General features: G+C 71.2%; 23 protein-coding genes. All 23 read right to left on the minus strand.

The window, feature by feature from the left end; all coding sequences use genetic code 11:
* Positions 1–45: 45 nt before the first annotated feature.
* The 23 genes from EJA20_RS04065 to rpsJ all read right to left on the minus strand — a co-directional run bounded on the left by EJA20_RS04065 (position 46) and on the right by rpsJ (position 12044).
* The gene (locus tag EJA20_RS04065; protein WP_129336894.1) at positions 46–624 is read right to left on the minus strand and encodes an adenylate kinase; all 579 of its coding nucleotides are present in this window, start codon (positions 622–624) and stop codon (positions 46–48) included.
* Entirely contained in the window at positions 621–1922 is a 1302-nt protein-coding gene (gene secY, locus EJA20_RS04070; RefSeq protein ID WP_129336895.1) for a preprotein translocase subunit SecY, read from the minus strand. Before secY ends, EJA20_RS04065 begins: the two co-directional genes overlap by 4 nt.
* 161 nt (positions 1923–2083) lie before the next feature.
* Complete coding sequence (rplO, locus tag EJA20_RS04075) at positions 2084–2578, minus strand: 50S ribosomal protein L15 (protein ID WP_129336896.1); 495 nt, start codon at positions 2576–2578, stop codon at positions 2084–2086.
* Between the two features lie 2 nt (positions 2579–2580).
* Entirely contained in the window at positions 2581–2763 is a 183-nt protein-coding gene (gene rpmD / locus EJA20_RS04080; protein WP_129336950.1) for a 50S ribosomal protein L30, read from the minus strand.
* Positions 2763–3428, minus strand: a complete 666-nt coding sequence (gene rpsE / locus EJA20_RS04085; protein ID WP_129336897.1) for a 30S ribosomal protein S5 — start codon at positions 3426–3428, stop codon at positions 2763–2765. Before rpsE ends, rpmD begins: the two co-directional genes overlap by 1 nt.
* Before the next feature lie 46 nt (positions 3429–3474).
* The gene (rplR, locus tag EJA20_RS04090) at positions 3475–3846 is read right to left on the minus strand and encodes a 50S ribosomal protein L18 (RefSeq protein WP_129336898.1); all 372 of its coding nucleotides are present in this window, start codon (positions 3844–3846) and stop codon (positions 3475–3477) included.
* A 3-nt stretch (positions 3847–3849) separates the two neighbouring features.
* The gene (gene rplF, locus EJA20_RS04095; RefSeq protein ID WP_129336899.1) at positions 3850–4389 is read right to left on the minus strand and encodes a 50S ribosomal protein L6; all 540 of its coding nucleotides are present in this window, start codon (positions 4387–4389) and stop codon (positions 3850–3852) included.
* A gap of 24 nt (positions 4390–4413) precedes the next feature.
* Positions 4414–4812: a 30S ribosomal protein S8 gene (gene rpsH, locus EJA20_RS04100; protein ID WP_129336900.1), complete on the minus strand. Its 399-nt coding sequence runs from the start codon at positions 4810–4812 to the stop codon at positions 4414–4416.
* A 113-nt stretch (positions 4813–4925) separates the two neighbouring features.
* Positions 4926–5111 (minus strand): type Z 30S ribosomal protein S14, encoded by a 186-nt coding sequence (locus EJA20_RS04105; protein ID WP_129336901.1) that lies wholly within the window; start codon positions 5109–5111, stop codon positions 4926–4928.
* Positions 5112–5113: 2 nt separating this feature from the next.
* On the minus strand, positions 5114–5686 hold the full coding sequence (gene rplE / locus EJA20_RS04110) for a 50S ribosomal protein L5 (protein WP_129336902.1): 573 nt from the start codon (positions 5684–5686) through the stop codon (positions 5114–5116).
* A complete protein-coding gene (gene rplX, locus EJA20_RS04115) occupies positions 5686–6027 on the minus strand; it encodes a 50S ribosomal protein L24 (RefSeq protein ID WP_129336903.1) in 342 nt (113 codons plus the stop codon). The genes rplE and rplX overlap by 1 nt, the downstream gene beginning before the upstream one ends.
* Before the next feature lie 2 nt (positions 6028–6029).
* Positions 6030–6398, minus strand: coding sequence for a 50S ribosomal protein L14 (gene rplN / locus EJA20_RS04120; RefSeq protein ID WP_013770175.1), 369 nt, complete (start codon positions 6396–6398; stop codon positions 6030–6032).
* Positions 6399–6668: 270 nt separating this feature from the next.
* Positions 6669–6962, minus strand: coding sequence for a 30S ribosomal protein S17 (gene rpsQ / locus EJA20_RS04125; RefSeq protein ID WP_129336904.1), 294 nt, complete (start codon positions 6960–6962; stop codon positions 6669–6671).
* 7 nt (positions 6963–6969) lie between these two features.
* The gene (gene rpmC, locus EJA20_RS04130; RefSeq protein WP_129336905.1) at positions 6970–7209 is read right to left on the minus strand and encodes a 50S ribosomal protein L29; all 240 of its coding nucleotides are present in this window, start codon (positions 7207–7209) and stop codon (positions 6970–6972) included.
* Positions 7209–7625, minus strand: a complete 417-nt coding sequence (rplP, locus tag EJA20_RS04135) for a 50S ribosomal protein L16 (RefSeq protein WP_129336906.1) — start codon at positions 7623–7625, stop codon at positions 7209–7211. The genes rpmC and rplP overlap by 1 nt, the downstream gene beginning before the upstream one ends.
* 3 nt (positions 7626–7628) lie before the next feature.
* Positions 7629–8459, minus strand: a complete 831-nt coding sequence (gene rpsC, locus EJA20_RS04140) for a 30S ribosomal protein S3 (RefSeq protein WP_129336907.1) — start codon at positions 8457–8459, stop codon at positions 7629–7631.
* Positions 8459–8860, minus strand: a complete 402-nt coding sequence (rplV, locus tag EJA20_RS04145) for a 50S ribosomal protein L22 (RefSeq protein ID WP_129336908.1) — start codon at positions 8858–8860, stop codon at positions 8459–8461. The genes rpsC and rplV overlap by 1 nt, the downstream gene beginning before the upstream one ends.
* Before the next feature lie 51 nt (positions 8861–8911).
* Positions 8912–9193, minus strand: a complete 282-nt coding sequence (rpsS, locus tag EJA20_RS04150) for a 30S ribosomal protein S19 (protein WP_129336909.1) — start codon at positions 9191–9193, stop codon at positions 8912–8914.
* Between the two features lie 11 nt (positions 9194–9204).
* On the minus strand, positions 9205–10041 hold the full coding sequence (gene rplB / locus EJA20_RS04155; RefSeq protein WP_129336910.1) for a 50S ribosomal protein L2: 837 nt from the start codon (positions 10039–10041) through the stop codon (positions 9205–9207).
* A 30-nt stretch (positions 10042–10071) separates the two neighbouring features.
* Positions 10072–10377 (minus strand): 50S ribosomal protein L23, encoded by a 306-nt coding sequence (gene rplW, locus EJA20_RS04160; protein WP_129336911.1) that lies wholly within the window; start codon positions 10375–10377, stop codon positions 10072–10074.
* Positions 10374–11048, minus strand: a complete 675-nt coding sequence (rplD, locus tag EJA20_RS04165) for a 50S ribosomal protein L4 (RefSeq protein ID WP_129336912.1) — start codon at positions 11046–11048, stop codon at positions 10374–10376. Before rplD ends, rplW begins: the two co-directional genes overlap by 4 nt.
* 5 nt (positions 11049–11053) lie before the next feature.
* Positions 11054–11713 carry a 50S ribosomal protein L3 gene (rplC, locus tag EJA20_RS04170; protein ID WP_129336913.1) on the minus strand — a complete coding sequence of 220 codons (660 nt, stop codon included), beginning with the start codon at positions 11711–11713 and terminating at the stop codon, positions 11054–11056.
* 22 nt (positions 11714–11735) lie between these two features.
* Positions 11736–12044, minus strand: coding sequence for a 30S ribosomal protein S10 (gene rpsJ / locus EJA20_RS04175; protein WP_129336914.1), 309 nt, complete (start codon positions 12042–12044; stop codon positions 11736–11738).
* Positions 12045–12741 lie beyond the last annotated feature (697 nt).

Genomic DNA, 12741 nt, shown 5'->3' on the forward strand with positions numbered 1-12741 from the left:
GCCCCGCCGGCCCGGTGCCGTGGCCTGTCGTCCGTCCGCCGCGCCTCAGCGCGCGGGCTGCCCGATCGCGTCGAGGAGGCGCTGCGTGACCTCGTCGACGTCGCCGATGCCGTCGACCTGCGCGAGCAGGCCCCGCTCGGCGTAGAGCGCCGCTACCGGCGCCGTCTGCTCCGTGTACACCGTGAGGCGGTGCCGCACGACGTCCTCCGTGTCGTCCTCGCGCCCCTCGACCGTCGCGCGGTGCAGGAGGCGGGCCACGACGACCTCGGGGTCGGCGGTGAGCTCCACCGCGAGGTCCACGCCCCGCCCGTCGGCGGCGAGGACCGCGTCGAGCTCGGCCACCTGCGCGACGTTGCGCGGGTAGCCGTCGAGGAGGAAGCCCTCCGCGGCGTCGTCCTGCGCCAGCCGGTCGCGGACCATGGCGTTGGTGACCTCGTCGGGGACGAGCTCGCCGCGGGCCGTGTAGGCCTGCGCGGTCCGCCCGAGCTCGGTGCCGCCCCGGATGTTCGCGCGGAAGATGTCGCCCGTGGAGATGGCGGGGACCCCGAGCCGCTCCGCGAGCCGGGCGGCCTGGGTGCCCTTGCCCGCACCGGGCGGGCCGAGGAGGACGAGACGAGCGCTCACCGGAGGAACCCTTCGTAGTGCCGCTGCTCGAGCTGCGACTGGATCTGCTTCACCGTCTCGAGGCCGACGCCGACGATGATGAGCACGGACGAGCCGCCGAACGGGATGGCGGTGCTGTCGATGCCGAGCCAGATGAACACGAGCGTGGGGATCAGCGCGACGGCCGCGAGGTACAGCGAGCCGGGCGTCGTGATCCGCGTGATGACGTAGTCGAGGTACTGGGCCGTCGGGCGGCCCGCGCGGATGCCGGGGATGAACCCGCCGTACCGCTTCATGTTGTCCGCGACCTCGTCCGGGTTGAACGTGATCGCGGTGTAGAAGAAGGCGAAGAAGATGATGAGCGCGACGTACAGGAGCATGTGCAGCCCCGCGTCCGTCGGGGCGAGGTTCACGGACACCCACTGGACCCAGCCCGCCGTCTGGTCCCCGAACTGCGCCGCCAGCGTGGGCAGCTGCAGCAGCGAGGCCGCGAAGATGATGGGGATGACGCCCGACATGTTGAGCTTGATTGGGATGTAGGTGCTGGAGCCGCCGTAGGTCTTCCGGCCGACCATGCGCTTCGCGTACTGCACCGGGATGCGGCGCTGCGACTGCTCGACGAACACCACGAGCCCGATGACGAGCACGATGACCGCGAGCACGACGAGGAACTTGCCGATGCCGCCGGAGCCGCCCGCGACGGACCACATGGCCGTCGGGAAGGTCGCCGCGATGGACGTGAAGATGAGCAGCGACATGCCGTTGCCGATGCCGCGCTCCGTGATGAGCTCGCCCAGCCACATGATGAGGCCGGTGCCGGCGGTCATGGTGATGACCATCGAGACGAGCACGGGCCACGACGGGTCCGGGATGACGTCGAGGGAGCAGCCCGGGAAGAGCTGGCCGCTGCGCGCCACCGTGATGACCGTCGTCGACTGCAGGACCGCCAGCGCGATCGTCAGGTACCGCGTGTACTGCGTGAGCTTCGCGGTGCCCGACTGACCCTCCTTGTGGAGGGCCTCGAAGCGCGGGATGACCACGCGCAGCAGCTGGATGATGATGCTCGCGGTGATGTAGGGCGTGATCCCGAGCGCGAAGACCGACAGCTGCAGCAGCGCACCGCCGCTGAACAGGTTGACGAGCCCGAGCAGGCTGTTGTCGTTGCCGACCTGCTCGATGCAGGCCTGCACGTTCGGGTACGACACACCGGGCGTCGGCAGGAACGAGCCGACCCGGAACACCACCATCATGGCGATCGTGAAGAGCAGCTTGCGCCGCAGGTCGGGCGTACGGAACGCCCTCGCGAATGCGCTGAGCACCTGTCCTCCTGGCGCCGCCGACGGGCGGCCTCTCGTGCAGCCGGGTGGCCGGCGGTCAAGCCCGCGACGCGCGCGAGCACAGGGAACCCTAGTCGAAGAACTCCCCGGGACGGACGACGGGGCCGGGGGGACGAGCGTCCCACCGGCCCCGTCGGGTCGTGTCAGTCCTGCGGCTGGGCGACGGAGCCGCCCGCGGCCGTGATCTTCTCGATCGCGGAGCCGGAGAAGCCGTGCGCCGTGACGGAGACCGCCACGGTGATCTCGCCGGTGCCGAGCACCTTGACGGGCGCGCCCTTGCGGACGGCACCCTTCGCGACGAGGTCCGCGACGGTGACCTCGCCACCCTGCGGGTACAGGGCGGAGAGACGGTCGAGGTTGACGACCTGGTACTCCGTGCGGAACGGGTTCTTGAAGCCGCGGAGCTTGGGCAGCCGCATGTGCAGCGGCATCTGCCCGCCCTCGAAGCCGGCGGACACCTGGTAGCGGGCCTTGGAGCCCTTGGTGCCGCGGCCCGCGGTCTTGCCCTTGGAGGCCTCACCGCGGCCGACGCGCGTCTTGGGGGTCTTCGCCCCCGGCGCCGGACGCAGGTGGTGGACCTTCAGCGTGCCGCCGGACGACGGGGTCCCCGTCGACGCGGCCTTCTCTGCGTCAGCCATGGTCAGTCGACCTCCTCGACCGCGACGAGGTGCGTCACCGTCTTGACCATCCCGCGGATCTCCGGGCGGTCCTCCTTGACGACGACGTCGCCGATCCGCTTCAGGCCCAGGGTGCGCAGCGTGTCGCGCTGGTTCTGCTTGCCGCCGATGGCGGACTTCTTCTGGGTCACCTTGAGACGGGCCATCACGCACCCACCTTCTCGGCCTTCGCGGCGAGGCCGGCGGCCTGGGCCCGCAGCAGCGGGGCCGGGACGACGTCCTCGAGCGGGAGGCCACGACGCGCGGCGACGGCAGCCGGCTCCTCGAGGCCACGGAGGGCCTCCACCGTCGCGTGGACGATGTTGATGGAGTTCGACGAGCCGAGGGACTTGCTCAGCACGTCGTGGATGCCGGCGCACTCGAGCACGGCGCGCACCGGACCACCGGCGATCACACCGGTACCGGGGGACGCGGGGCGCAGGAAGACGACGCCGGCGGCGGCCTCGCCCTGGACGGGGTGCGGGATGGTGCCCTGGATGCGGGGGACGCGGAAGAAGTTCTTCTTCGCCTCCTCGACACCCTTGGCGATCGCCGCGGGCACCTCCTTGGCCTTGCCGTAGCCGACCCCGACCGTGCCGTCGCCGTCGCCCACCACGACGAGCGCGGTGAAGCTGAAGCGGCGGCCGCCCTTGACGACCTTCGCGACACGGTTGATGGTGACGACGCGCTCGAGGAACGCGCTCTTCTCGGCGGAGTCGCGGCCGCCACGGCCGCCGTCACGGCCACCACGGCCGCCGTCACGGCGGTCGCGGTCGCCGCCACCGCCGCCGGCGCCCGCGGCGCCGGTGTTGCTGCGCTGAGGAGCAGCCATCAGATGAACCTCTTCTTCACGATCGTGGACGGGTCCGTCGCGCCGGTCACAGGGCCAGACCGCCCTCGCGGGCGCCGTCGGCCACCGCGGCCACGCGGCCGTGGTACTTGTTGCCGCCGCGGTCGAAGACGACCGCGTCGATGCCGGCGGCCTTCGCCCGCTCGGCGACGAGCTCGCCGACCCGGCGGGCCTTGGCAGTCTTGTCGCCCTCGCCGGCCCGCAGGTCGACCTCGAGCGTCGAGGCGGACACGACGGTCCGGCCGACGGCGTCGTCCACGACCTGGGCCGTGATGTGACGGGCCGACCGCGTGACCACGAGGCGCGGACGCAGCGCGGTGCCCACGACCTTCTTGCGCAGCCGCAGGTGCCGGCGGCGGCGGGAGATGGACTTGCCCTTGCCCTTGATGGAGATGGCCATGGCCTACTTCCCCGCCTTTCCGACCTTGCGGCGGACGTTCTCGCCCGCGTAGCGCACGCCCTTGCCCTTGTAGGGCTCGGGCTTGCGGATCTTGCGGATGTTCGCGGCGACCTCGCCCACCTGCTGCTTGTCGATGCCCTGCACCGAGAAGCGGGTGGGGGCCTCCACCGCGAACGTGATGCCCTCGGGCGCCGGGACGACGACCGGGTGGGAGAAGCCCAGCGCGAACTCGAGGTCCGTGCCCTTCGCCGTCACGCGGTAACCGGTGCCGACGATCTCGAGCCTCTTCGTGTATCCCTCCGTGACCCCGGTGACGAGGTTCGCGAGGAGGGTGCGCGTCAGGCCGTGCAGCGACTTCGAGAGCCGCTCGTCGTCCGGACGCGAGACGACGAGGGCGCCCTCGTCGCTGCGCTCCACCGCGAGGGGCGCGGGGACCGTGTGCGTGAGCGAGCCCTTGGGGCCCTTCACCGTGATCTGGGGGCCGTCGATGCTGACCTCCACGCCGGCCGGCACCGGGACGGGGATCCTGCCGATTCGGGACATGGCGTTGCTCCTTCCGTCTCGGGCTTACCAGACGTAGGCGAGGACTTCCCCACCCACGCCCTTCTTGGCGGCCTGCTTGTCCGTCAGGAGGCCCGAGGACGTGGACAGGATCGCCACGCCCAGGCCGCCGAGGACCTTCGGCAGGTTGGTCGACTTGGCGTACACGCGCAGGCCCGGCTTGGACACGCGCTTGACGCCGGCGAGCGCACGCTCGCGGTTGGGGCCGTACTTGAGGGTCACCGTCAGGTTCTTGCCGACGGTGGCGTCCTCGACGCTCCAGCCGGCGATGTAGCCCTCGGCCTGGAGGATCTCGGCGATGTGCGACTTCAGCTTCGAGAACGGGATCGTCACCGTGTCGTGGTGCGCGGAGTTCGCGTTCCGGATCCGCGTCAGGAAGTCGGCGATCGGGTCGGTCATGGTCATGCGGGGGCCTCAGCCCTCTCTCGTCGGGGTATCCGGGCCGGCACCGCCGTCCCGCAGCACGGGGCTGCGGCGGTGGCGTGCCGGCGCCGGACCTACCGACGCTCGTGGGGGTGTTACCAGGAGCTCTTGGTGACGCCGGGCAGCTCGCCGCGGTGCGCCATCTCGCGCACGCAGATCCGGCACAGGCCGAACTTGCGGTACACGGAGTGCGGGCGGCCGCAGCGCTGGCAGCGGGTGTACGCGCGGACGGCGAACTTCTGCTTGCCCGCGGCCTTGTTGATCAGGGCGGTCTTGGCCATGCTCAGTTCTCCTTGAACGGGAAGCCGAGGAGCTTGAGGAACGCGCGGCCCTCGTCGTCCGTCGTCGCGGTGGTCACGACCGTGATGTCCATGCCGCGGACGCGGTCGATCCGGTCCTGGTCGATCTCGGGGAACACGGACTGCTCCACGAGGCCGAAGGTGTAGTTGCCGTGGCCGTCGAACTGCTGCGGCGACAGCCCGCGGAAGTCGCGGATGCGCGGCAGGGCGACCGACAGCAGGCGGTCCAGGAACTCCCACGCGCGGTCGCCGCGGAGGGTGACGTGCGCGCCGATCGGCATGCCCTCGCGGAGCTTGAACTGCGCGATGGACTTGCGGGCCTTGGTGACCTGCGGCTTCTGGCCCGTGATCTGGGTGAGGTCGCGGATGGCGCCCTCGATGAGCTTCGAGTCCTTGGCGGCCTCGCCCACGCCCATGTTCACGACGACCTTCACCAGGCGCGCGACCTGGTTGATGTTGTCGTGGCCGAACTGCTCGTGCAGAGCCGTGCGGATCTCGAAGTTGTAGCGCGTCTTGAGGCGCGGCAGGGCCGGGGCCTCGACGGTGGTCTGCGACATCAGACGTCCTTCCCGGAGCGCTTGGCCACGCGGACCCGGACGGTGCGGGTGCGACCGTCGCGCTCGACCTGCTCCTGGCGGTACCCGACGCGGGTGCCCTTCTTCGTATCCGGGTCGACCAGCATCACGTTGCTGATGTGGATCGGCGCCTCGACGGTCTCGATGCCGCCCGTGCGCGTCCCGCGGGACGTCTGGCCGGCCTTCACGTGCTTCTGCACGCGCTGGACGCCCTCGACGACGACGCGCTGCGTCTCGGGGAGGACCTCGAGGACACGACCCTGCTTGGTCTTGTCCCGGCCGGAGATGACGACGACGAGGTCGCCCTTCTTGATCTTCGCCATGGTCAGAGCACCTCCGGCGCCAGCGAGATGATCTTCATGAACTTCTTGTCGCGCAGCTCGCGGCCCACGGGGCCGAAGATGCGCGTGCCACGGGGCTCCCCGTCGTTCTTGAGGATCACGGCCGCGTTCTCGTCGAACTTGATGTACGAGCCGTCCGGGCGGCGGCGCTCCTTGCGGGTGCGCACGACGACCGCCTTGACGACGTCGCCCTTCTTGACGTTGCCACCCGGGATGGCGTCCTTCACCGTGGCGACGATGACGTCGCCGATGCCGGCGTACCGGCGGCCGGAGCCGCCGAGCACACGGATGCAGAGGATCTCCTTGGCACCCGTGTTGTCAGCGACACGCAGTCGCGACTCCTGCTGGATCATTGCCTGCTCCTGTCGTCCGACGGGTTCTCGACGTCACCGTGGGGCACGTGCCTACACGTGCCCGCCCGGTGAGCCTGAGCCTGGTCGGACGTCGTTGCCGTGATGCACACGTCGCGCGGGCGGCAGCCGGGCCACCGGGGTGCTCCCCCGGGGTCGATCCCGTCGTGCTGCCGCCCGCGCCCGTGGGCAACTGGTCGCTCGCGCGATGCGCAAACCGCCCGATCGTACCCGACCGGGCGGCCTGCGGTCACCTCCCCTGGTGGGGAGGGGTCACTTGGCCTTCTCGAGGACCTCGACGACGCGCCAGCGCTTCGTGGCGGACAGCGGCCGGGTCTCCATGATGAGGACCAGGTCGCCGACGCCGGCCGTGCTGGCCTCGTCGTGGGCCTTGACCTTGGACGTGCGCCGCATCACCTTGCCGTAGAGCGGGTGCTTGACCCGGTCCTCGACCTCGACGACGACGGTCTTGTCCATCTTGTCCGACACGACGTAGCCGCGGCGGGTCTTGCGGTAGGGGCGGGCCTCGGCGACCGGGGTCGCGCTGGCCGTCTCGTTCTCAGTCATGTCAGCCTCACTCGCTCACGGTCGGAGCGGTCCGGATGCCGAGCTCGCGCTCGCGCAGGATCGTGTAGATCCGCGCGATGTCGCGACGCACGGCCTTGAGCCGGCCGTGGCTCTCCAGCTGGCCGGTCGCCGACTGGAAGCGGAGGTTGAACAGCTCCTCCTTGGCCTTCTTGAGCTCGGCCACCAGCTTCTCGTCGTCGAACCCGTCCAGCTCCGAGGGAGCCAGGTCCTTGGTTCCGATCGCCATCAGTTACCACCCTCGCGGACCACGAATCGGGTCTTCATCGGGAGCTTGTGCTGCGCGCGGCGCATGGCCTCGCGGGCGAGCTCCTCCGGGACGCCGGCCAGCTCGAAGAGCACGCGGCCGGGCTTGACGTTCGCGATCCACCACTCCGGCGAGCCCTTGCCGGAACCCATGCGGGTCTCGGCGGGCTTCTTCGTCAGAGGACGGTCCGGGTAGATGTTGATCCAGACCTTCCCGCCACGCTTGATGTGGCGGGTCATGGCGATACGCGCGGCCTCGATCTGCCGGTTCGTGACGTAGGCGGGCTCGAGGGCCTGGATGCCGTACTCGCCGAAGGAGATCGCGGTGCCACCCGTCGCGGCGCCGGAGCGCCCGGGGTGGTGCTGCTTGCGGTGCTTGAGTCGACGCGGGATGAGCACGGCTCAGGCCTCCGTTCCGGTCTCGGCCGGCGCCGCGGCGGGCGCGGCGTCGGCGGCAACGGCCTCCGCGGGGGCGTCGGAGCGCTCCGGACGACGCGCGGCACCCGTACGGGGGCCGCGGTCGGGACGGTCGCCGCCCGTGCGCGGGCCGCGGGGGGCACGAGGCGCCTGGGCCTGCGTCGCCGCGAACTCGCGCTCGGTCATGTCGCCCTTGTAGACCCAGACCTTCACGCCGATGCGGCCGAAGGTCGTGCGGGCCTCGAAGAAGCCGTAGTCGATGTTCGCGCGGAGCGTGTGCAGCGGCACCCGGCCCTCGCGGTAGAACTCCGTGCGGCTCATCTCCGCGCCGCCGAGGCGGCCGGAGACCTGCACGCGGACGCCCTTGGCGCCGGCGCGCTGCGCGGACTGGATGCCCTTGCGCATGGCGCGGCGGAACGACACACGGCTCGCGAGCTGCTCGGCGATGCCCTGGGCGACCAGCTGGGCCTCGATCTCGGCGTTCTTGACCTCGAGGATGTTCAGCTGGACCTGCTTGCCCGTGAGCTTCTCGAGCTCGCCGCGGATGCGGTCGGCCTCGGCCCCACGACGCCCGATGACGATGCCCGGGCGGGCGGTGTGGATGTCGACGCGGACGCGGTCGCGCGTCCGCTCGATCTCCACCTTGGCGATGCCGGCGCGCTCCAGGCCCGTGCTCATGAGCTTGCGGATCTGGACGTCCTCGCGGACGTAGTCGCGGTAGCGCTGACCCGGCTTCGTCGAGTCGGCGAACCAGCGCGAGCGGTGGTCAGTCGTGATGCCCAGGCGGTACCCGAGCGGGTTGACCTTCTGTCCCACTAGCGGGCCCCTCCCTTGGTGGTGGCCTTCGCACGGGCCGCCTCGCGCGCCTCCTGGCGCGACGCGACGACGACCGTGATGTGGCTCGTGCGCTTGAGGATCCGGCCGGCACGCCCCTGGGCGCGCGGACGGAACCGCTTGAGGGTCGGGCCCTCGTCGACGTACGCCTCCGCGATGTAGAGGTCGCCCTCGTCGAACCGGACGCTGTCCCGCGCCGCCGTCTGGCGGGCGTTGGCGATCGCCGACTCCACGACCTTCAGCACGGTCTGGCCCGCGGTCTGCGGGGCGAACCGCAGCGTGGACACGGCCTCGCCGGCCCCCTTGCCACGGACGAGGTCGACGACGCGCCGGGCCTTCTGGGGCGTGACGCGGACGAACCGCGCCTTCGCCTTGGCTTCCATTGCAGTCCTGCCTTCTGTGTTGTGCCGGAGGTGTCGCTGCTGACCCATCGGTCAGCGACGACGACCCTTCCGGTCGTCCTTCTCGTGGCCGCGGAAGGTCCGCGTGGGGGCGAACTCGCCCAGCTTGTGGCCGACCATCGCCTCGGTGACGAACACCGGCGTGTGCTTGCGGCCGTCGTGCACCGCGAACGTGTGGCCGAGGAAGTCGGGCGTGATGACCGAACGACGGGACCAGGTCTTGATGACGTTCTTCGACCCGGCCGCGTTCTGGACGTCGACCTTCTTCTGGAGGTGGCCGTCGACGAACGGCCCCTTCTTCAGGCTGCGTGGCATCTGCGGACTCCTCAGCGCTTCTTGCCGGTACGCCGACGGCGCACGATGAGCTTGTCGCTCGGCTTGTTCGGACGGCGGGTCCGGCCCTCGGCCTGGCCCCACGGGCTGACCGGGTGGCGACCACCGGAGGTCTTGCCCTCACCACCACCGTGCGGGTGGTCGATCGGGTTCATGGCGACACCACGGACGGTCGGGCGCTTGCCCTTCCAGCGCATGCGGCCGGCCTTGCCCCAGTTGATGTTCGACTGCTCGGCGTTGCCGACCTCGCCGACGGTCGCGCGGCAGCGCGCGTCGACGTTGCGGATCTCGCCCGACGGCATGCGCAGCTGCGCGTACGGCCCGTCCTTCGCCACGAGCTGCACGGAGGCACCCGCGGAGCGGGCGATCTTCGCGCCGCCGCCGGGGCGGAGCTCGATGGCGTGGATGACCGTGCCGGTGGGGATGTTGCGCAGCGGCAGGTTGTTGCCGGGCTTGATGTCCGCCCCGGCGCCGGCCTCGACCGTGTCGCCCTGGCCCAGCCGGTTCGGCGCGATGATGTAGCGCTTCTCGCCGTCGGCGTAGTGCAGGAGCGCGATGCGCGCCGTGCGGTTCGGGTCGTACTCGATGTGCGCGACCTTGGCCGGCACGCCGTCCTTGTCGTGGCGACGGAAGTCGATGACGCGGTAGGCGCGCTTGTGGCCACCACCCTTGTGACGGGTGGTGATCCGGCCGGTCGAGTTGCGGCCGCCGGACTTGCTCAGCGGGCGGACGAGCGACTTCTCCGGCTCGGAGCGCGTGATCTCGACGAAGTCGGCGACGGACGAACCGCGGCGGCCCGGCGTCGTCGGCTTGTACTTACGGATTCCCATGGGGACCTGTCCTCACTCTGCTCTGCGTGCTCAGCCGACCGGACCGCCGAAGATGTCGATCGACCCCTCGCGGAGGGTGACGATCGCCCGCTTCGTGTCCTTGCGACGGCCGATGCCGAACCGGGTGCGCCGGGCCTTGCCCTGGCGGTTGGCGGTGTTGACCGAGTCGACCTTGACGCCGAAGACCTGCTCGACGGCGATCTTGATCTCGGTCTTGTTGGCCCGCGGGTCGACGAGGAACGTGTACTTGCCCTCGTCGAGCAGCGCGTAGCTCTTCTCCGACACGACCGGCGCGATCAGGACGTCGCGCGGGTCCTTGCCCAGCGTGGCGCTCACTCTGCGGCCTCCTCGGCGGCGTCGACGGCCGTGGCGCGCGAGGTGCCCGCGAGGAACGCGTCGAGCGCGCCCTGCGTGAACACGACGTCGTCGCTGACGAGCACGTCGTAGGTGTTGAGCTGGTCGGCGACGAGCAGGTGGACCCGCTCGACGTTGCGCAGCGACTTCCAGGTCGTCTCGTCCGACCGCTCGACGACGACGAGCACGTGCCGGCGCGGCGAGAGCGTCTCGAGCACCTTCACGGCGGCCTTCGTCGAGGGGGCCTCGCCGATGCCGAAGCCGGAGACGACGTGCACGCGGCCGGCCCGGGCGCGGTCCGAGAGAGCACCGCGGAGCGCCGCGGCCTTCATCTTCTTCGGGGTGCGCTGCGAGTAGTCGCGCGGCTGCGGGCCGTGCACCGTGCCACCGCCGGCGAACTGCGGGGCGCGGGTCGAGCCCTGGCGCGCGCGGCCGGTGCCCTTCTGCTTGTACGGCTTGCGACCACCGCCGCGGACCTCGCCGCGGGTCTTGGTCGCGTGCGTCCCCTGGCGGGCCGCGGCGAGCTGCGCCACGACGACCTGGTGGATCAGGGGGACGTTGGTCTGCACGTCGAAGACGTCACCGGGCAGCTCGGCCTGGCCGGCCTTCGCCCCCGCGGCGTCGACGACGTCGACGGTCAGCGTGTCGCTCATGCGTCTCACGCGCCCTTCACAGCGTTCCGCACGAGCACGACGCCGCCCTTGGGGCCCGGGACGGCGCCCTTGACGAGCACCAGACCCTTCTCGGCGTCGACCGCGTGCACGGTCAGGTTCTGGGTGGTCTGACGGGCGACGCCCATCCGACCGGCCATCCGCATGCCCTTGAACACGCGCGACGGGGTGGAGGCCCCGCCGATCGAGCCGGGCTTGCGGTGGTTGCGGTGCGCACCGTGGGAGGCGCCGACGCCGTGGAAGCCGTGACGCTTCATGACACCGGCGGTGCCCTTGCCCTTGGTGGTCCCGACGACGTCGACGGCGGAGCCCGCCGTGAAGACGGACGCCGTGATCTCCTGGCCGAGCGCGTAGGCGCCGGCGTCGGGGGTGCGGATCTCGACCACGTGCCGGCGGGGGGTGACCCCGGCCTTCTCGAAGTGGCCCTTGAGCGGCTTGGTGACCTTGCGGGGGTCGATCTGGCCGGAGGCCAGCTGGACCGCGGCGTAGCCGTCCGTCTCAGCGGAGCGGACCTGCGTCACGACGTTCGTGCCGACGGCGAGGACGGTGACGGGCACGAGACGCCCCTCGGCGTCCCACACCTGCGTCATGCCGAGCTTCGTGCCGAGCAGCGCCGTGACGGGGCGCGCGTTCTGCTGGGTAGACATGAGGATCAGTTCCTTCCCAGCGTCAGAGCTTGATCTCGATGTTCACGTCCGCGGGCAGGTCGAGACGCATGAGCGAGTCGACGGCCTTGGGCGTGGGATCGATGATGTCGATGAGACGCTTGTGGGTGCGCATCTCGAAGTGCTCGCGGCTGTCCTTGTACTTGTGGGGCGAGCGGATGACGACGAAGACGTTCTTCTCCGTCGGCAGCGGCACCGGACCCACGACCGACGCACCAGCGCGGGTCACCGTGTCGACGATCTTGCGCGCCGAGCTGTCGATGACCTCGTGGTCGTAGGACTTGAGCCGGATGCGGATCTTCTGTCCCGCCATGGCGTCGTCTGCTTCTCTCTCTCGAACCGGGCCGTCCGACCCCCGCGCTCGGGCGTGTCGCCCTCGGCGACGCACCCCAGCACCGTGGGCCGTCCACCCAGGGGCGGCCGGCACGGGGTCGGTGGTTGCGATCGGGCCCCTCCCGTCGGGTGACCCCGAGGACTGCGGACCCTTCACGTGTGCTCGCCCGCCGGTCGCGGCGCGCGCGAACGCGCCACCCCTCGCGGGCAACTGTGACAGTCTGCCAGAGTGCGGCGCGGAAGCCAAACGGTGGCGCGCGTGCGACGGGTCACGGCGCTGCGCCGGCCCCGGCGGGCGTGGTGGCGGGCCGCCCCCCTCGTCGGACGGTAACGCGCGCGGGCGCCGCGTCGTGGCGGCACGCCGGACCGCCGCCGCGCCGATGGCCGCGCCCACGCGCGAGGCTGCCACGGGCGCCGTGCCGCCGGCGCGGGGCCGAGCGACCGCTCCGACGCCGAGGCCCGCGCCGAAAACGTTCGCGACCCGACGACCTGCGGCACCGTCCTCGTACGCGGAGGTCGCGGCGCGCCGCCGCAGCGGTTGACGCCGGACCCCGCCCCTTGCATCGTCGTCCGCGACGGGGCCGCGACGACGCGGCTCCACGACGCAGGGAGCCGCCGATGTCCTCCGCGCACAGCACCGGCCCGCACGGCGCGGGCCACTCCCCCACCGACAGCCT

Origin of the sequence: Cellulomonas endophytica, from assembly GCF_004123805.1 — a bacterium.
In the GTDB taxonomy this organism is placed as follows: Bacteria; Actinomycetota; Actinomycetes; order Actinomycetales; family Cellulomonadaceae; genus Cellulomonas; species Cellulomonas endophytica.

What these genes read in the sequence shown, in the direction of transcription:
- rplO (WP_129336896.1), bottom strand. Translation starts at nt 2,578, where the DNA reads ATGGCTGACGCAGAGAAGGCCGCGTCGACGGGGACCCCGTCGTCCGGC.
- rpmD (WP_129336950.1), bottom strand. Translation starts at nt 2,763, where the DNA reads ATGGCCCGTCTCAAGGTGACCCAGAAGAAGTCCGCCATCGGCGGCAAG.
- rpsE (WP_129336897.1), bottom strand. Translation starts at nt 3,428, where the DNA reads ATGGCTGCTCCTCAGCGCAGCAACACCGGCGCCGCGGGCGCCGGCGGC.
- rplR (WP_129336898.1), bottom strand. Translation starts at nt 3,846, where the DNA reads ATGGCCATCTCCATCAAGGGCAAGGGCAAGTCCATCTCCCGCCGCCGC.
- rplF (WP_129336899.1), bottom strand. Translation starts at nt 4,389, where the DNA reads ATGTCCCGAATCGGCAGGATCCCCGTCCCGGTGCCGGCCGGCGTGGAG.
- rpsH (WP_129336900.1), bottom strand. Translation starts at nt 4,812, where the DNA reads ATGACCATGACCGACCCGATCGCCGACTTCCTGACGCGGATCCGGAAC.
- EJA20_RS04105 (WP_129336901.1), bottom strand. Translation starts at nt 5,111, where the DNA reads ATGGCCAAGACCGCCCTGATCAACAAGGCCGCGGGCAAGCAGAAGTTC.
- rplE (WP_129336902.1), bottom strand. Translation starts at nt 5,686, where the DNA reads ATGTCGCAGACCACCGTCGAGGCCCCGGCCCTGCCGCGCCTCAAGACG.
- rplX (WP_129336903.1), bottom strand. Translation starts at nt 6,027, where the DNA reads ATGGCGAAGATCAAGAAGGGCGACCTCGTCGTCGTCATCTCCGGCCGG.
- rplN (WP_013770175.1), bottom strand. Translation starts at nt 6,398, where the DNA reads ATGATCCAGCAGGAGTCGCGACTGCGTGTCGCTGACAACACGGGTGCC.
- rpsQ (WP_129336904.1), bottom strand. Translation starts at nt 6,962, where the DNA reads ATGACTGAGAACGAGACGGCCAGCGCGACCCCGGTCGCCGAGGCCCGC.
- rpmC (WP_129336905.1), bottom strand. Translation starts at nt 7,209, where the DNA reads ATGGCGATCGGAACCAAGGACCTGGCTCCCTCGGAGCTGGACGGGTTC.
- rplV (WP_129336908.1), bottom strand. Translation starts at nt 8,860, where the DNA reads ATGGAAGCCAAGGCGAAGGCGCGGTTCGTCCGCGTCACGCCCCAGAAG.
- rpsS (WP_129336909.1), bottom strand. Translation starts at nt 9,193, where the DNA reads ATGCCACGCAGCCTGAAGAAGGGGCCGTTCGTCGACGGCCACCTCCAG.
- rplB (WP_129336910.1), bottom strand. Translation starts at nt 10,041, where the DNA reads ATGGGAATCCGTAAGTACAAGCCGACGACGCCGGGCCGCCGCGGTTCG.
- rplD (WP_129336912.1), bottom strand. Translation starts at nt 11,048, where the DNA reads ATGAGCGACACGCTGACCGTCGACGTCGTCGACGCCGCGGGGGCGAAG.
- rplC (WP_129336913.1), bottom strand. Translation starts at nt 11,713, where the DNA reads ATGTCTACCCAGCAGAACGCGCGCCCCGTCACGGCGCTGCTCGGCACG.
- rpsJ (WP_129336914.1), bottom strand. Translation starts at nt 12,044, where the DNA reads ATGGCGGGACAGAAGATCCGCATCCGGCTCAAGTCCTACGACCACGAG.